This window comes from Kocuria tytonicola, from assembly GCF_003687175.1.
GTDB lineage: Bacteria > Actinomycetota > Actinomycetes > Actinomycetales > Micrococcaceae > Kocuria > Kocuria tytonicola.
Genome location: NZ_RDEX01000001.1, coordinates 840,326 through 858,209 on the forward strand (window position 1 = coordinate 840,326; position 17,884 = coordinate 858,209).

General features: G+C 66.9%; 13 protein-coding genes. 3 read left to right on the forward strand and 10 right to left on the reverse strand.

Going from position 1 to position 17,884, the window contains the following annotated elements:
- Positions 1–149: 149 nt before the first annotated feature.
- From EAE32_RS03805 to EAE32_RS11975, 9 genes are all read right to left on the reverse strand, one after another.
- A complete protein-coding gene (locus EAE32_RS03805) occupies positions 150–2,339 on the reverse strand; it encodes a TRAP transporter permease (RefSeq protein WP_121864227.1) in 2,190 nt (729 codons plus the stop codon).
- A complete protein-coding gene (locus EAE32_RS03810; protein ID WP_121864228.1) occupies positions 2,336–3,544 on the reverse strand; it encodes a TAXI family TRAP transporter solute-binding subunit in 1,209 nt (402 codons plus the stop codon). The genes EAE32_RS03805 and EAE32_RS03810 overlap by 4 nt, the downstream gene beginning before the upstream one ends.
- Positions 3,545–3,913: 369 nt before the next feature.
- Positions 3,914–4,258 (reverse strand): hypothetical protein, encoded by a 345-nt coding sequence (locus tag EAE32_RS03815; RefSeq protein WP_121864229.1) that lies wholly within the window; start codon positions 4,256–4,258, stop codon positions 3,914–3,916.
- Positions 4,259–4,261: 3 nt separating this feature from the next.
- A complete protein-coding gene (locus EAE32_RS03820) occupies positions 4,262–4,717 on the reverse strand; it encodes a prevent-host-death protein (protein ID WP_121864230.1) in 456 nt (151 codons plus the stop codon).
- A 133-nt stretch (positions 4,718–4,850) separates the two neighbouring features.
- Positions 4,851–5,096, reverse strand: a complete 246-nt coding sequence (locus tag EAE32_RS03825; RefSeq protein ID WP_121864231.1) for a hypothetical protein — start codon at positions 5,094–5,096, stop codon at positions 4,851–4,853.
- Between the two features lie 122 nt (positions 5,097–5,218).
- Entirely contained in the window at positions 5,219–8,425 is a 3,207-nt protein-coding gene (locus tag EAE32_RS03830; protein WP_121864232.1) for a type I restriction endonuclease subunit R, read from the reverse strand.
- A 9-nt stretch (positions 8,426–8,434) separates the two neighbouring features.
- A complete protein-coding gene (locus tag EAE32_RS11675) occupies positions 8,435–9,736 on the reverse strand; it encodes a restriction endonuclease subunit S (RefSeq protein WP_124035155.1) in 1,302 nt (433 codons plus the stop codon).
- A complete protein-coding gene (locus EAE32_RS03835; RefSeq protein ID WP_243635564.1) occupies positions 9,733–11,514 on the reverse strand; it encodes an HsdM family class I SAM-dependent methyltransferase in 1,782 nt (593 codons plus the stop codon). The genes EAE32_RS11675 and EAE32_RS03835 overlap by 4 nt, the downstream gene beginning before the upstream one ends.
- Entirely contained in the window at positions 11,454–11,705 is a 252-nt protein-coding gene (locus EAE32_RS11975) for a type I restriction-modification system subunit M N-terminal domain-containing protein (protein ID WP_243635565.1), read from the reverse strand. The genes EAE32_RS03835 and EAE32_RS11975 overlap by 61 nt, the downstream gene beginning before the upstream one ends.
- A gap of 223 nt (positions 11,706–11,928) precedes the next feature.
- Here EAE32_RS11975 and EAE32_RS03840 point away from each other — a divergent pair, with 223 nt between their 5' ends.
- Positions 11,929–12,918, forward strand: a complete 990-nt coding sequence (locus EAE32_RS03840) for a phospholipase D-like domain-containing protein (protein ID WP_124035156.1) — start codon at positions 11,929–11,931, stop codon at positions 12,916–12,918.
- 59 nt (positions 12,919–12,977) lie between these two features.
- On the opposite strand, the gene EAE32_RS03845 is transcribed toward EAE32_RS03840, so the two are convergent.
- Positions 12,978–13,931 (reverse strand): Abi family protein, encoded by a 954-nt coding sequence (locus EAE32_RS03845; RefSeq protein WP_243635566.1) that lies wholly within the window; start codon positions 13,929–13,931, stop codon positions 12,978–12,980.
- Between the two features lie 208 nt (positions 13,932–14,139).
- On the opposite strand from EAE32_RS03845, the gene EAE32_RS03850 reads away from it, so the two are divergent.
- Both EAE32_RS03850 and EAE32_RS03855 read left to right on the forward strand, forming a co-directional pair.
- Positions 14,140–15,147: an o-succinylbenzoate synthase gene (locus EAE32_RS03850; RefSeq protein ID WP_121864235.1), complete on the forward strand. Its 1,008-nt coding sequence runs from the start codon at positions 14,140–14,142 to the stop codon at positions 15,145–15,147.
- Positions 15,148–15,327: 180 nt separating this feature from the next.
- Positions 15,328–17,553, forward strand: coding sequence for a PhoX family protein (locus tag EAE32_RS03855; RefSeq protein WP_121864236.1), 2,226 nt, complete (start codon positions 15,328–15,330; stop codon positions 17,551–17,553).
- Positions 17,554–17,884: the final 331 nt, after the last annotated feature.

Consider the following 17,884-nt stretch of genomic DNA (forward strand, 5'->3'; position numbering starts at 1 on the left):
GTGGTGCGGTGCCTCGCGGCCCGCCTGTGTCCTCATCCTCTTTCATACCGGGTGGAGGTGACGCGGACCGCATCCGCGGGGGATTCATGCACATCCGGCATGAATCCCCCGCGGCGCGGGCAATGCTGGGGCTCGCTGCAGGCGGGGCGTCAGGCCTGCCGGGCCACGCGGGTGATCTCCCCGGTCTCGGGGTCGACGACGTCGCGGGGCTTCCCGGCGCGGGCCACCACGGCGGCCGCGACCACCAGGGCCAGGCCCACGAGCGTGACGACCGCCCCCGGCAGGAACATCATGAACCCGCCCACCGCGAGGACCACCCGCAGGTACACGGGCAGCTGGCGCTCCACGAACGTGAGCCACCCGCCCATGGCGGCGGCGATCGCGTAGACCGCCACCAGGCTGGAGAGGAAGGCCAGCACGATGTGCAGGGGCTCGCCCTGCGCCACGAGGGCCGGGTTGAGGGCGAAGCCGAACGGGACCACGTACTTCACGGCGCCCAGCTTCATGGCGGAGAAACACGTGGCCATCGGCGTGGCCTTGGAGATGCCCGCGGCGGCGAACGCCGCGAGCCCCACGGGCGGGGTGATGTAGGAGACCGAGGCCCAGTAGATGACGAACAGGTGGGCCGCGATCGGGTCCACCCCCAGGGCCGTGACGGCCGGGACCATCACGATGGCCAGGAACACGTACGCGGCGGAGATGGTCAGGCCCATGCCGAGCACGAAGCACACCACGGCCCCGGCAATCAGGATGAGCACCACGTTGTCGCCCACCAGGGCCACGAGGTCCCGGGACAGGGACAGCGCCACGCCCGTGGCGGTGAGACCGCCCAGGATCAGGCCCACTCCCGCGATGATGCCCACGATCTGCGCGAGGGTCTTGCCCACGTCCACGCCCATGTCCACCCACTGCCGGGGGCCGAACGCCACGCTGGGCTTGACCAGGGCGATGAGCAGCAGGATGGCCACCACCCAGTACGGCACCTGGGCCTCGGAGTCCGTGGTGAACAGCAGCACCGTGAGCACGGCCAGCGCCCCGAGGTAGGGCCAGCCCTGCACCAGGGCGTGCCGTGCGCGGGGGAGCAGATTCCGGGGCGTGCCCCGCAGGCCGCGCTGGGCGGCGTAGCCGTCGATCTGCAGGAAGATGCCCAGGTAGTAGAGGATCGCGGGGATCGTGGCGGCCACCAGGATGGTGGTGTACGGGACACCCACGAAGGACACCATGAGGAACGCCGCGGTGCCCATGATGGGTGGGGTGATGGAGCCGCCGGAGGACGCCGTGGCCTCCACGGCGCCGGCCACCCGGGCGCTGAACCCGGAGCGCTTCATCGCGGGGATGGTCATGGGTCCGGTGGTCAGCACGTTGGACACCGCCGAGCCGCTCATCATGCCCATGGCCGCGGAGCTGGCCACGGCCACCTTGGCGGAGCCGCCACGGTAGCGGCCGAACACGGCCATGGACAGCTCGTGGAAGAAGTCCGCGCCGCCGGTGTGCTGCAGCACCACGCCGAAGAGCAGGAAGCCCACCAGGATGGTCCCGGCCGTCTGCAGGGGCAGGCCCAGGACGCTGTCCACGCCCATGGTGTGCACGGTGGCGAGGGTGGGGAGGTCGTAGGAGATGCCCTGCAGGAAGGACAGCGGGATGACACCGGCGAACAGCGGGTACACCGAGAAGATGAACGCGATCACGAGCACCACCGGCCCGGCGGCCCGGCGCAGGGTCTCCAGGATCAGGGCCCAGAACACGAAGCTGAGCACGGTGGCCAGGGTAGGGGCCATGAACTGCCAGCCGTACTCCTGGATCTCGATGCCGTGCACGGCGAAATACACGCTCGTGCCGATGACGGCCAGGATCAGCACCACGTCGTACCACGGCACGCCCCTGCGGACCGGGGCCGCCTCCTCGGCGGGGAGGTGCTTGCGCACGGGGGTCACGATGAACACGATCGGCACGAACACCGCGATCAGCAGGTACAGGAACGAGTTGGTGGGAACCGTCACCCCGCCCACGTTCCAGAAGAACACCTGGTTCATGGTCAGCAGGATCCCCACCACCGTGAGCACGATCAGCGTGGTGCGCCAGAACGGGGTGAGGCGGGGGCTCGCGTCGTGGAGCGAGACGTCCGAGGGCATGGTGGGCCGGGCGGCGTCGTCGTCCCCGGAGAGGGCTGCGGCCGCGGAGCTGCCGGCGCCCGCGCCGTGGGGGTGCGTGGCGGTGATCAGGGCGCCGGTGCGGGGGTCGATGGCCGGTCCGGGGGCGGTGGCGGGCCCCACGGTGCCAGCGGGTGCCGCGGTGTCGGCGGGCCCGGCGGCGTCGGCCGGCTGGTACGGGGTGCTCATGCGTGGCCTCCGGAGGGTGCGGGGGTGGACGAGGTGCCGGGCAGGGTGCCGGGGGTGTCGGGCAGCTGCGGGAGGTGGGCCTTCTTCCAGTCCACCCACTCCTTGCGTGCGGCCTCGGGGTCCTCACGGTCCTTCTGGCCCTTCCAGAACTCGGGCCAGGCCTCGCGCATGAGCCGCTCGCGCTCCAGGAGGGCGTCCTGGCGGGTCTGCAGGTCCGCGGACCAGCGGCCCTTGCGGGTGAGGAACTCCACCATGGCCTCGTGGAACGGGACCACCAGGGGCGTGAGCTGGATCTGGTCCGTGCCGAAGCGGTGGGCGTCCGGGGTGGTGCCCTTGTAGTCGGGGTAGTACCGGTCCAGGTCCGCGACCAGTGCGGCGACCTCGTCCTTTGGCCGGTCCGCGCGGGCCGCAATGGGGATGGTGTACTGCATGTTCACGGCCGTCTCGCCCTTGGCCAGGCCTGCGCCCTTGCTGAACTCGCCGGGTTTGACCATGGGCGCGAGCTCCTTCCACGTGGCGTACTGGGAGGGCTTTCCCCCGCCCAGGTTCAGCCAGCGGATGGGGTACTGGGAGGCCAGCTCGGACACGTTCGCGCCCACCACGTTCTGGTAGAGCGCCTCGATCTGCCCGGTCTTCAGCGCCTCGATCTGCCCGCTGTACGTGACCGCCACCTGCTGGACGTCCTTGCCGGTGAGGCCCCCGAAGTTCAGGATGGCCTCCAGCTTGCGGTTGATGGAGGTGCTGGCGATCAGCTTGGGGAACTTCTTCCCCTTGAGGTCCGCCACGGTCTCGATGCCGCTGTCCTTGCGCACCAGCACGCCGTAGTTGCCCGGAGGTGTCCACACCAGGCGCACGGCCTGCGGGCCCCACTGCTCGGAGCAGTACTCGTCATTGCCCTCGAACGCGTAGTAGTACTCGTCCCCGGTGCGCGCGTACTGCGCCGTGCCGTTGATCAGCGGGGCGAGGCGCCCGATCCCGGTGTCCGAGGTCATCAGCCGGATCTGCCGCCCCGTTTCCTGCGTGAGCGTGTTCGCCACGGCCGCGAGGTCGTTGTACGTGCCCGTGCCCACGCCGTACGTGGACCACACGAGCTGCTGGGTGCCCCCGGCGGCCTTGGAACCGCCCGAGCACCCGGCCGCTCCGGCCAGCACGGGTAACGACGCCGCGGCGGCCAGGAGCGCGCGTCGGCTGAGAGTACGTGGCATGGTGCCTCCACTGAGCTGGTCCGAAAGATCGAGCCGGTTTCCCGCCCCGGCCGCGCCCTCCGGCCACAGCGTGGGGCGGCGCCGGGGCTCGGCGGGTCAACAGGACGACCGGTGGATACATTCATACCGGGGAGGGCGTGATGAACGACACTTACTGGCGAGTTTTATGCTCTATGGGTATCAGTGGTGGTCGGGGTGGGCAATGACGGGTTTCGCACGTGCTGCCGTCCGCCGTGCGCCCAGGTCTCAGGGCGACGCCGCCGGGCCCTTCCCGCGGGCCACGTTGCGCTGGCGCGCCTGCACGTCCGCCAGCAGACGACGCCGCTGGGCCTGGATTGTGCGGGCCTCCCGGGTGCGCGCGGCCCGCGGTCAGCGTTTGGTCTCATTCGGGTGGTGGGTGTGGACACGTTCCAGGTAGACCGTCTGAGCCACGACGTAGAACCAGATGCGTGCGTCTCCGCCCAGCGAGGGCTTGTGCTGCCAACGGGTGAATGTCTGGCCGTTTCGTGTGACGACGCCCAGCTCGTCTTTGAGGGGGTAGTTCTGCGGTGTCTGCGCGAGCGGTGTTCTCACGAGGAAGTCCCACGCGTCCGCCATGTTGGCGCGGCGGGTGGCCACCAGGTCTCGCCACCCCCGTTTGGCTTCCCGGCTCCCGAAGATGATCTGGTACTCGGACTTCTTGATGGGGCGCTCCACCCGCTCTTCCGCAGCCACGCGTCAGGGCCGCTCGACGGGTTCGTCGTCGTCCAGCCACTCCACGGGGTCACTGCGGAGACCTGCGGCCAGAGCGGTGGCCGTCTCCTTCCACGAGGTGAGTTCGGCCACGGCCAGGTGCGGCTGCTTGGTGGAGAACGAAGCGCGGGCGGCCTGCAGAACTGCCTGGGCGCAGTCGTCCCTGCCCTGCGGGGAGAGCGCGAACATCCAGGGGAAGACCTCGCTCATGCGTTCCGTGAGCGTGCCCTTGGTGTCGGTGGCAATGGCGATCAGCTGAGCAGCCAGATCGAGCAGCTCACGGCGCGCGCGGTCCTCGCTGTCGGTCATCATCACGAGGGTTTCGCCGTCTCGCCGGGTGACGGTCACGGGGTGCTCGGTCGCAGCGGCGAAGACCTCAGCGGATGATCGGCTGAGGTCCGATGACTTGAACTCGCGTGGGAGGGCCTGGGTGGTGCTCATGAAGTCACAGTAGTTCTGAACTTGTTCTGAAGACAAGCGAGGGAGTCACCGCAGCGATGACGTCAGGGAGTCGAAAAGCTCCCGTGCAGTGCGAGTCGCCGATCAGATCCCGCTCGCACATTCGCTCTCCTGGTCAGCGCAGCGCCACTGGGCCCTCTCCCTGCGCCACGTTGCGCTGGTGCGCCTGCACGTCCGCCAGCAGACGACGCCGCTGGGCCCGGACCTTGCGGGCCTCCCGGGTGCGCGCGGCCTCCTGGGCCGCACGCTTGCGGGCCGCCGTGCCCGGCGCGGGAACCCGGCTGAGCAGGAGTGCCAGCAGTGCGATCACCAGGCACAGCAGGGAGGCGATGGCTGGCAGGAACTTCACGAACTGGTTCACGGTCTCTCCTCGGGGGCTGGCCCCGCGAATGGCGGGGCGCGGGTTGGCCTTCCAGCACGCTGACAAGTTAGGGCGGGCATGTCATCCGCCCATCGGCCATTCTTTGCAGACAGCGGCCCGCTCTACCCCGCCGCTCCCCGCAGTCGGTCGTAGAAGCCCGCCGCCATGGCCAGGGACACCAGTTCGCTGGTGGGCATGTCCTGCAGCACCTTGGCGAACTTCTCCGAGAGGTCGTTGTGGCTCCACACGCTGTCCTCCAGGACCACGCGCAGCTCGGGGGAGCGGGCGAAGTCCATGGGCGTGTTGTTGCGGGCCTGCTGCTTGAGGTTCTCGTTGTCCTGGGCGGTGGTGAGCCAGAGGTTCACGGCGTCCACCTTGTAGTCGTCGCTGGCGTCCAGGCCGCCGAGGTACTTGTTCACCTTCTCCACCAGCTCGGTCTTGGCGGCGCGTTCGCGTTCCGCCTGCTTGCTCATGCCCACCTCGGTGAGACCCCGCAGACCCTCGGCCTCGCCGTCCTGTAATTCCAGGTTCTGCTCGCGCTGCTTCTCCAGGTGGTAGTGCGTGAGCACCACGTCCTCGGCGGTGACCGTCTCGGGGGTCTCGGTCTCCAGCACCGCGTTGAGCCGCCGTTCCAGCAGGTCCGCGAACACGGAGAGCTTGAGGTACTCCGGGTCCCCGAAGTTCAGGATCTGCGAGAAGAACGCGTAGGACGTCATGTACTGGCCCAGCAGGGAACGGAACTCTTCGAGCAGGTCCTGCGCGGCGGCGTCGTCGTCCGCGAGGGCGCGGTTCCAGCGGTCCATGAAGCGCTCCACGGCGGGGTCCAGGCCAGGGGAGAGGGAGCTGTGCTTGCCGCGCACGTTGTTCCACGCCTCCCACACTTGGTCCACCTCGGAGGTGTTGAAGATCCCGGCGGCCTTGAGCTTCTCCAGCTGCTTGGAGACCAGGTCCAGGTCCGAGGGCGTCTTGATGACCGCCTCCTCGTAGTACTCCTGGAACGCCTCAAGGATCTTCTCGGCGTCGTTCACGAAGTCCAGCACGTACGTGTCCGTCTTGCCGTCCATGCGCCGGTTCAGGCGGGACAGCGTCTGCACCGCGGCGATCCCGGAGAGCTTCTTGTCCACGTACATGCCCACCAGTTTCGGTTGATCGAAGCCGGTCTGGTACTTGTTCGCGACGATCAGGATGTGCTGGTCGTCCTGGTTGAACACCGAGGCCAGATCCCGGCCCTTCACGTCCGGGTTCATGGACGCTTCCGTGACCTCGGGGCGCTCGCCGTCCCCGATCACCGCCACGTCCGGGTCCGGCAGCGAGCCGGAGAACGCCACCAGGGTCTTCAGCGGCAGGCCCTCCCGCTCGATGTGGCGCTGGAACGACCGCTGGTACTGCACCGCGGACGCGCGCGAACTCGTGACCACCATGGCCTTGCCACGCCCGTTCAGCGCGGGCTGGACCGTGTGCAGGTAGTGCTTGATGATCACGTCCACCTTGGAGTCCACGTTGGTGGGGTGCAGCTCCACGAACCCGATGTACGCGCGCGTTCCCCGGCGCACGTCCACCTCCTCGCCCGCACCACCCCCGGACGACGACGCCGCTGCCGCGCCCTCCCCGCCGCCCGTCCCGTTCGCGCCGGGCAGGGTGTCCGGGTCCGAACCGCGCAGGGCGATCTTGGCCACGCGCTCGTAGGTGGTGTAGTTCTTCAGGACGTCCAGGATGAAGCCCTCCTGGATGGCCTGCTTCATGGAGTAGACGTCGAACGGCTCCTTTGTGCCCGCCGCGTTGGGGGTTCCGAAGAGCTGGATGGTTTTTTCCTTGGGCGTGGCCGTGAACGCGAAGTAGCTGATCCGGTGGCCGTCGTCCGCCTGGGCCGCCATGCGGGTCAGGGCGTCCTGGTCCGCTCCAGGTTCCAGGACGCCGTCCTGGTCCACGAGCGGTGCGCCGTCCTCGCCAAGTGCTGCGGCGGGGTCGTTGAGGTACAGCAGCTCCTTGACCGCGCTGGCGGCATTGCCGGACTGCGAGGAGTGGGCCTCGTCCGCGAGCACCGCAAAGCGCTTGCCCTCGAACGTGCCGCCCTGCTCACGGATCTTCGAGAGGGCGTAGGGGAAGGTCTGCAGGGTCACGCCGATGATGGGCACCCCTCCCGCCAGCGCCTCGATGAGCTGGGCGGTCTTGGAGCCCTCCGAGCCGGAGGTGATGGGCTGGAACTGGCCGGTGGCGTTCACCAGCTGGTCCACGGCGTCCTGGAGCTGGCGGTCCAGCACCTGGCGGTCCGCGATCACGAAGACGGTGTCGAACACCTTCTCCCCGGCGGGCGTGTGGAGCGTCGCCATGCGGTGGGCGGTCCACGCAATGGAGTCCGTCTTGCCGGAACCGGCCGAGTGCTGGATCAGGTACTTGTGCCCCGGCCCCTCCTCCCGCGCGGCGGCGGTGAGTCGGCTGACGGCGCGCCACTGGTGGTAGCGCGGGAAGCGGATCTGAGCGGTGTCCGTCTCCGCGCCCGTGCGGGGGTCAACCTTCTTCTGGTGGTTCACGTAGACGAACTTGGTGAGGATGCTGAGCCAGGTGTCCCGCTCCAGGGTCTCCTCCCAGAAGTAGGAGGAGCGCGCGCCGTTCGGGTTGGGCGGGTTGCCCGCGCCGTTGTTATGGCCCCGATTGAACGGCAGGAACGACGTCCCACGGCCCTTGAGCTCGGTGGTCATGTAGACGTCGTTGTCCGTGAGCGCGAAGTGCACGAGCGCGCCCCGGAACGGGGTCAGCAGGGGCTCACCGGCGGGCGTGCGGTCGTTCTCGTACTGCTTGATGGCTTCCTGGAGCGACTGCGTGAAGGTGGTCTTGATCTCCACCGTGGCCACCGGCAGGCCGTTGAGGAAGAGCACTAGGTCGATCCGGTCCCCCTTGCGCGTGGAGTACACGACCTCCTCCACCACCCGGAGGCGGTTCTTCGCGTAGCGCTCGGCGATCTGCGGGTTGCGGTCGTCCGCCGGGGGCATCTGCAGCATCTTGAACCGGCGCGCCCCGGGAACCATAAATCCCTTGCGGAGGACGTTCAGTACGCCACCGCCGTCCCGCTCCGGCTGGGCCAACTGGCTGGCGAGTCGGTCCAGGATCCGACGCTCGCCCTTGGCTCTGGCGGCAGCGTCACCGTGGGGCGGGACGATCTTGGCGAAGTTGTCCGGGTCCGTGTCCTCCAGCCAGCCCAGGACGTCCTCGGGGAAGAGGGCGCGCTCCTTGTCGTAACCGGCCGAGGTCTCCGAGTGGAGCCACCCGTGGTCTCCGAGGTACTCGGCGATCTCCTGCTGGAGCTTCTTCTCCTGGTGCTGCTGACTCATGGGCTCTCCCTAGTTCTCCCTGTGCAGACCCTGCGCGATGTCGTCTTCCAGCTGCTCCGCGGCGGGCTTGTTCCTGGCGGTGACGTCGATCTGGCCCGTGACCGCGGCCGTGATGATGGCGGCCCGGCGCTCCTTTGCCAATGAAATAGCTTTTGTGATGCCTTTAGATACTTCATCAGTGCGTCTTTGTAGGTTCTCTAATTCGTGGGATACTTCGACCTGATAGTCCATATCGGGGAGGTGAATTTCACAACTACCGACATCACCCAGGTAGACACCAGGTTGCGCCGCAGTCTTACTCCTCATGTGCAGCTGGTCCTGGAAGAATCTTGAACGTATAGAATGCAGCAAAAACTCGGAGGTTAGAAGCTTGGTATTTGGCCGCAAAAATGCAACGCTACGCTGAAAAGGTAATCTCTGAGGCAAGGAGTAATGAGCGGCCCTACCAATAGTCGCCCCTACGACAATAAGGAGTATATCGCCACATGAGGGAAAGCCGGATTTAGTCAACTCGGACGCTTCAGTTTCACTGATGCAAGATTCCTCATCGGTTATAACTAGTTTTCCGGGGCTAATGTTTTTTGCACTCAATAGTGGTACGCCGCCAACCGTGATCCGAGCGTGCGTCCCATGAGTGCCATCTCGAAGTCCTAAAAGTGCGTGACGTAGCTGCGTGGTTCTCCCCCTGGAGGCTTCCCAAACAAGGCGGTCTCGGTTCGAATTTAGTCGCTCCTGCAGTATCAAGCCGAGCTGAGAAAGCTCCTCTATAAGCGCATCAATTTCGACGGTCTCGTGGTCGAGGTAGTCGGCGATTCTCTCCTGATCCGTGCTGGGCGGATAGAGAAGAACTGTGCGCTCGAAAGCGATTGGGTTTAGATCCCATTGGTTGGGCCTAACCCCAGTAGAAATGCTTCCGTAGTGTTGAAAATACAACTCTGAACGAAGGAGGTAGTGTAAATACCTGCTGTTCGCATCCACGGTTGGTATGCTTTTATAGATAAAGTACGCCGGGCTGATGATGCCAGCATGACCCGACACTGCTACGGATCCTTGCCATGCCTTCATTTTGTTGACGACCAGATCGCCTGCATCAACCCTTTGGTACTTGCTGAGGTCGTCTGAGGCCTTGTTGAAGTTATCTGACCGACTGTCTTTGGGGATGACTCCGTGGTCGCGATAAATTGACAGTAGTTGTTCGGACCCGGTGCCAAGTTGCTTGCTCCGTTGAAACACAAATTTCAAGGGGCTGGTGGACCAACCACGATATGAAGCAAGATTTTCAATGGTGGCATTGAATTCTGTGGCTGTCACTTCTTCACCTCCTCCAACCGTGCACGGATGCGCCCCAGGACCTCGTCCAGGTCTCGGTCGATCTCCTCCAGCGGGCGGGGTGGGACGTACTCGTAGAAGTGGCGGGTGAAGGGGATCTCCGCACCTTCCTTGGTCTTGGACTCGTCGATCCAGGCGTCGGGGACGAAGGGCTTCACCTCGCGTTCCAGGTACTCGTGAATGTCCTCGTCCCACGGGACGTTTTCGGTGTCGCGCAGCGTGGCATCCGGCTCGGGGGTGTTGAGGCGGCCGGTCTGGAGTTCGCCGTCCTCGTCCCGTTCGCTGAGTTCGTTGACGATTACCTTGACCAGGGCTGGCTTCAAGCGGAGGCCCGCTTCCGTGGCGGCTTCCATGAACTCGTTGGTGAACCGCGTGCGGTTGGTGCTGACCGTGTCGTCTCCACGCTGGGACAGGCCCTGGAGTGCGGAACGCAGCGCAGCGGCGTCGTCGGCGGAGAGCTTGGAGACCTGCTTGGCGGCCATGACGCGCTCGATGCGGTCCTCCGTGCACGCGAAGTTGAGCCGGAGCGGGCGTTCCACCGTGATGGTGCGGTAGAAGAAGTCCTCGGTGCGGAAGATCTTGGAGTGCTTGGTTTCCGCGAAGTCGCGGTAGAGCCGTGCGATCTCCGCGATGTTCTCCGCGGAGAGCTGCTTGCGCTTGGAGCCCACGGACTTGCGCATCTTCACGAACATGTCCGTGGCGTCGATCAGCTGGACCTTGCCGCGGCGTTCCTCGGGCTTGTCCTTGGAGAGGATCCACACGTAGGTGGAGATGCCCGTGTTGTAGAACATGTCCGTGGGGAGGCCGATGATCGCCTCCAGATAGTCGTTCTCCAGGACCCATTTGCGGATGTTCGACTCGCCGGAGCCCGCGCCGCCCGTGAAGAGCGGGGAGCCGTTGAGGACGATGGCCGCGCGGCCCGCCGCCTGGGTTTCGTCCGCGGAACCGGGCTCGCGCATCTTGGAGATCATGTGCATGAGGAACAGCAGCGAGCCGTCCGAGACGCGGGGGAGGCCCGGGCCGAAGCGGCCCGTGAAGCCCGCGACCGTGTGCTCGCGCTCCACCTCGCGGCGGTTCTGCTTCCAGTCCACACCGAACGGGGGATTGGAGAGGCAGTAGTGGAACGTGCGGTTGCGGAACGCGGGTTCCGTGAGGGTGTTGCCCAGCACGATGTTGTCGATCGGCTGCCCCTTGACCACCATGTCCGCCTTGCAGATGGCGTAGGACGCGGGGTTGATCTCCTGGCCCAGCAGATTAACCTGGGCCGAGGGATTGAGGGACTTGATCTTGTCGTCCGCCACGGAGAGCATGCCGCCGGTGCCGGCCGTGGGGTCGTACACCTCGCGGATCAGGCCGGGGACGGTGAGGTCCTCGTCGTCCGTGAGCAGCAGCGTGACCATGAGGTCAATGACCTCACGCGGGGTGAAGTGCTCACCCGCCGTCTCGTTCGAGGCCTCCGCGAATTTGCGGATCAGCTCCTCGAAGATGTGACCCATCTTCTCGTTGTCCACCGCATCCGGGTGGAGGTTCGCCTTGGAGAAATGCTGGAGGATCTGCAGCAGCAGGTCGTGGTTCGCGAGGTCCACCACGGTGTCCTCGAAGCGGTACTTCTGGAAGATCTCTCGAACGTTTGGGGAGAACGCGTTCACGTAGTCCCGGAGGTTCTCCTCCAGGTTGTCCGGATCCCCCTGGAGGGACTTCAGGTCATGGCGTGAACGGTTGTAGAAGGAGTAGGAGTGGCCCGCGCGGGCGCGGAGCATGCCGAGTTGCGGCTCCCCCCCCCGAGCCCAGGACCAATCGCGGCCAGCACCGCCTCCTTGGTGGGAGCCAGCACCGCATCCAGGCGGTAGAGGACCGTGAACGGCAGGATCACATCACCGTACTCGTGCTGCTTGTAGGTGCCGCGGAGGATGTCCGCCGCACCCCAGATGAAGGACGCGTGGTTGAACACTGGGGGCCTTAGGTGGGGATCGGGAGGTTACTGCGAGTGTAGGGCGCGGGGGTGCTGTGGGGATGGAGGCAGGGGAGCGGCGTCGCGTGGGCGTGTGCGGGAGGTGTTGGGGTGCTGTCGTGCACGCCGAAGTCATAAGGAACTGACGAATTTTTATGAGTAACTCAGTTGCTCATAATTTTTTGGAAGTCTGCTGATGGATCTTCATCGCTAGCATGGTTCCATGCAAATGAATGGATCAGTTGTCGAGCACGCGGGCCTCTGGCTGGAGAACGCCCTCCACGCCGACGCCGGGGACGTGCTGCTGACCAGCCCGTACCTGTCCTATACGGAGTGCGCACGGATTGCGCGCGCCGCGCAGGAATCCACGCGGGAGATCGTCCTCTGCACCGTCTTGGACCCCTTCGCCGCGGCCCAGGGGTACCTGTCGGTGGGGGGTCTGAGGAAACTTGACGCCGCCGGAGTGGCCCTGCGCCATGTGGACCGGCTGCACGCCAAGTGCTTCATCGTGGGTGAGCGCGGACTCGTGGGTTCCGGCAATCTCACGGGCGCTGGCCTGGGGTATGCCGCTCAGCCGAACCGCGAAATCGGGGTGGAGCTGTGTCCCGAGCAAGCAGCGGGTCTGCGAGCGACCATCGAAGGCTGGCCTGCCGCGGTGGTTTCCAGCGTGGACCTGGACGACGTGGAGAAGAAGGCGCACACCGTGTCCCCCGTGATGGGCCGACCAGATCCGGCCGACCCTGTCGACGTGCGCCGCGCGGCCGCACAGGTGCTCCTGGATGCCCAGAGCGGCGAGCGGGAGCTGTGGATCAAGGTCGAATACGGGGAGCCGAAGCCGGAGGCATGGCTGGATCCGTACTTCTTCGCGAGCCCCAAAAGCGGCCGCCCCGGGTTCAAAGCCGGCGACCTGGTGCTGATCTGCGCGAGTTCCACGAACGACTGCTACGCCATCGTGGAGGTCACGAGCGAAGCCGAGTGGAAAACGGACATCCCCTTGTTCCGCGGTCAGGTCCGGGATGAAGACGCCATCGAGCGCTGGCCCTGGGTCAACAGGACTCGCCCCCGCCTGGTTCCGTCGCACGCTATCGACTACAAGAAAACAGACCTCGGTCTTCGTGCCCCGGTGCGGCGAGGTCACGTGCGGTTACGCCTGGACCAGTTCACGGCGGCGGTCCGCGCGCTGGGCGAAGACGGAGTTTCACCACGACCGTGACGTTCTCTCGCTGCGGCATAGTTCCCGGGAGGCCCGGGCTGGTGTCTCATGACTGTCAGTCAGAGCTGCACAGTGCCCTGTCCGTTCCCCGGTAGGCCCATTGCCTGGGGCTGAACCAGATTATTGGGGAGGAACTGGCTCTCGAGGTGGTTCGCCACCTTTGCTGGCCAGCTTGTTCCAGGGGAGGTGGTGCGGAGAATGTGGGCCATCAGAGTGAGGGCGCCGAAGATGCGTTCGCTCTGACCGGCGGGAAGCGCGTGGAAACACGCCTGGGTGCGCAGTCCCGTGGTGGGGGCGGGCACAAAAGACCGGTTCCACAGGCGCCCGTGGTGCGCGGTTATGTTGCGGATCACCGTCATCTGGTGCATCCAGGGTGCCAGCGGTGACTGCCGGGTGGCTTTGGAACGCTGTTCGCGGGAGAGGGTCTCCGGGCGGATGGTGATGTCCAAGCTCTCGGCAACGGCTCTCTGTTCTGCAGCGGACAAACCGCTGAAGAGGCGGGAAATGTCGGAGAAGTCGAGCACCTCGGCGAGGACCCAGAATGGGTAGGTGCCGCCATAGGTGGCTTGATAGTGCTTGATGGACTCGCTGGTCCGCTCGGACCTGGCGACGCGCTTCTGCGCAGTCGTGAGCCAGCCTGCATGGTCGAATCGAGGGCGAAACCTGGCGGGGTCCTTGTAAGACACAGGACCCTCCTCGCACAGCAGTTCTCCGAGGCGGGTGCGCATGGCAATCTCGATGCGTTCCATGCCGTCGTGGACGAGCATGCGAAGTTTGCGGTCTGCCTCGTACAGTGCGACGGCATCGGCGAACGTGGTACCTGCCCGGAACTCGTCAACCACTGCTCCCGTGGCATCCACGCTCCGGGCGGGGAACCAGTATGCAGAGAGCCGGTAGTAGCTGACGTTCGACAGCCACTGGCGGGCCAGACTCTCGTCCACGTCCATGCCTCGTCCACGCAGGCGCTCAATGTGGTCGGTGATCGTGGCGGCTGGTTTCAGAGACTTGGTCAAGCTGCTGCCCCATCTGCCTCAAAAGGCCACGAAAGAGATCCAGCCCACTCCCGGGCGAAGCCGGGGCGGGCTGAACTGTTGGCATTGAGAATAGCACCGGGAGCGAGGGGGGAGGAACTGCTGCCGGACGTATGACATGTTCGCCCCGGTCTGTTGGCTCCAGGCAGAGGGGCACGGGTCCATGAACGGCGGCACCTACCCTGGACCCATGCCCACCCCACACCTCACCCTCCCCCCGCTCCCCGATCTCCTCGCCTCCGCCCACGTGGTCTCCCTGCCCATGCGCGTGACCTTCCGCGGCGTGACCGAGCGCGAGACCGTGGTCTTCTGCGGTCCCGCCGGCTGGGGCGAGTTCGGCCCGTTCCCCGAGTACGGGGACGCCGAGGCCGCCGCTTGGCTGCGCGCCGGGATCGAGGCCGCGTGGCAGGGCTTCCCGGAACCCATCCGTGACCGGGTCCCCGTGAACGCCACCGTCCCCGCGGTCCCCGCCGAGCGTGTCCCGGACGTCCTGCGCGGCTACGACGGGCAGGTCCACGCCGTGAAGATCAAGGTCGCGGAGCGGGGCCAGACCCTCGCGGACGACGTCGCCCGCGTCGCCGCCGTCCGCCACCTCCTCCCCGAGGCCGAGCTGCGCGTGGACGCCAACGCGGGTTGGGACGAGGACGCCGCCGTGACCGCGCTGAGCGCCCTGAGTGAGTTCTGCCTGGCCTACGCCGAGCAGCCCGTGGCGAGTGTCGAGGGGCTGGCGAGCGTGCGGCGTCGGCTGCGGGATGCGGGCGTGGGAACGCTGATCGCCGCAGACGAGTCCGTGCGCAAGGCGGAGGACCCCCTGGCCGTGGCGCGCGCGGGGGCCGCGGACCTGATCGTTGTGAAGGTGGCGCCGCTCGGGGGCGTGCGCCGCGCCCTGGGCATCGTGGCGCAGGCGGGGCTGTCCGCCGTCGTGAGCTCCGCCATCGACTCCTCCGTGGGCATCCGCGCGGGCATCGCCCTGGCCGCGGCCCTGCCCGAGCTGCCGTACGCGTGCGGGCTCGGCACGCTCTCGCTCATGACGGCGGACGTGACCGCCGAGCCCCTGCGCCCCGTGGACGGGTTCCTGCCGGTGCGGGACGTCGCCGTGGACGAGGCCCTGCTCGCCGAGCACGCCGTCACGGGCGAGCGCCGGAACTGGTGGCTGGACCGGCTGCGCCGCACCCACGCGCTGCTCGCCGCACAGTAGACCAGGAGGCGACGACGACGCCCGCGGCCTGCCGCGCGGCGTCGTCGTCACCGTCTGCCCGGCGCGGTTAACCTCCAGTTCGCCCAGGGGATGCCCGGCGATCACACCGGGGTGGTGAGGTGGCACACGGAAACACTCGCTGACATGCACTGACGCGTGTCCCACCCAGGGAGCCACTCGATGACCCAAGCACCCGAACGCCGCCGTCTGCTGCCCATGCTGGGCCACGTGAACGGCAAGCGCAGCCCGCTCACGTGCGAACTCAAGTGCGGCAGCCAGTGCATGACCCCGGACGCCAACACCTCGTCCAACGAGTACGCGCACGACATCATCTCCGCCGCCGTGAGCCGCCGCGCCGCGCTGGGCCTGGGGGCCGCCGGTGCCGTGACGGTGGGTCTGGTGGCCGCGACCGCCGAGCCCGCGCAGGCCACGTACGGCTACTGGGGTCAGGGCAAGGCGCGTCTGGACTTCACCCCCATCAAGCCCGTGGGCATGACCGTGGACGATCTCAGCGTCCCCAAGGGCTACGACTGGTCGCCCATCATCCGCTGGGGCGACCCCCTGTTCTACGACTCCCCGGAGTTCGACCCCAAGAACCAGACCCCGGAGTCCCAGTCCAAGCAGTTCGGCTTCAACTCGGACTACCTGGACATCATCCCGGACCCGAACGGGCTCACGGGCGTGCTGGTGAACAACCACGAGTACACCAACGAGAACACCATGTTCCCCACGGGCTACAACAAGACCAACCTCACGAACATGGTCAAGACCGCCATCCAGGCGCACGGCATGTCGGTCGTGGAGATCACCCGTGCGAAGGTGGGGGAGCCCTGGAGCTACGTGCGCGGCGGCGCCCGCAACCGGCGCATCACCCTGACCACCCCGTTCGTGCTGGACGGCCCCGCGGCGGGATCGGACCTGCTCAAGACGCAGGACGACCCCACGGGCAAGCGCGTGCTGGGCACCCAGAACAACTGCTCGGGCGGTGTCACCCCGTGGGGCACCGTGCTCTCCGGCGAGGAGAACGTGCACCAGTACTTCATCACCTCCGGCACCCCGGAGGAGAAGCGCTACGGCTTTCCCACCACCATGCCCTCGCGCCGCTGGCCCGAGGTGGAGAAGCGCTTCGACGCCCGCATCCCCGGGTACAAGAACGAACCGAACCGCTTCGGCTGGGTGGTGGAGATCGACCCCCAGAACCCCAACTCCGCCCCGCTCAAGCACACCGCCATGGGCCGCTTCAAGCACGAGGGCGCGAACGTGCGCGTGGGGGACGACGGCACCGTGGTGGCGTACTCCGGTGACGACGAGAAGTTCGAGTACATCTACAAGTTCGTCTCCGCCAGGAAGTACAAGCAGGGCGACAAGAAGCACAACATGACCCTGCTCTCCGAGGGCGACCTCTACGTGGCCAAGCTCAAGGGCAACTCCCCGCAGCGTCAGATCACCGGCACGGGCACCCTGCCCAGGGACGGCGAGTTCGACGGCTCCGGCGAGTGGCTTCCCCTGGTCAAGGGCGGCAAGTCCATGATCAAGGGCATGTCCGTGGAGCAGGTGCTGGTCTACACCCGCCTGGCCGCGGACAGGGCCGGTGCCACCAAGATGGACCGCCCCGAGGACGTGGAACCCAATCCCCACACCGGCAAGGTGTACGCGGCGCTGACCAACAACTCGGACCGCGGCAAGGAGGGCAAGGTCGGCGTGGACGAGGCCAACCCGAAGACCGGCAACCGGGACGGCTACATCCTGGAGCTCACCGAGCGCCACAACCTCCCGCAGGCCACCCGCTTCGACTGGAACCTGCTGCTCGTGTGCGGAGACCCCACCAAGGACTCCGGCACGTACTTCGGCGGCTTCCCCAAGGAGAAGGTCTCTCCCATCTCCTGCCCGGACAACGTGGCCTTCGACAAGTCCGGGAACCTGTGGATCTCCACGGACGGTGCGCCGTCCAAGATCGGCTACAACGACGGCCTGTTCAAGGTGACCCTCAACGGCTCCGAGCGCGGCCGCGTGCAGCAGTTCCTCTCCGTCCCCCAGGACGCGGAGACCTGCGGCCCGGTGGTCCACGACACCGAGGGCATGGTCTACATCTCGGTGCAGCACCCGGGCGAGGACGGCTCCTTCGAGCAGCCCCGCTCCTACTTCCCGGACTACGCGCTGCCCACCCGCCTGGAGCCGGGCGAGTTCTCCATGCCCCGCCCCTCCGTGGTCCAGGTGTTCCGCAAGAACCGGAACAACAAGCCCCAGTTCCCGGGCAACGTGAGCGACCAGCCGGGCAAGGGCGAGAACCAGGGCAAGAAGCGCAAGAACGGCCACACCGGCCCCAAGTACCGCGGCTACGAGGACAAGTCCACCCGCGAGCTCCAGCAGCGCGCGCAGCAGGCTCCCAAGAGCTACGAGAGCTGAGCCGGCGCCCCGGGAGGGCACCGGCACCACGGGCGGGCGGGATCGCACAGGCGGTCCCGCCCGCTCCGTCGTGCCCGGGCACGGCCCCGCCGGACGACGACGCCGCCCGCGCCCTCCCTGCCCCGGCGTGCCTGTGCGGGCAGCGCCGGGACAGCCGTCACGCCCCGGTCCTGCCCGCCCTCCGTCCACGCAGGTCGCCGCCGTTGCAGGCACGCGCAGTGGCTACCGGCCCCACCTCGCCCGGCACCCGGGCGACGGACCGCAGGAACCGGGCGCAGCGGCGTCGTCGGCGGCGGGAAAACTGGGCGTGACGTGGGAGGACGCGGGGTTT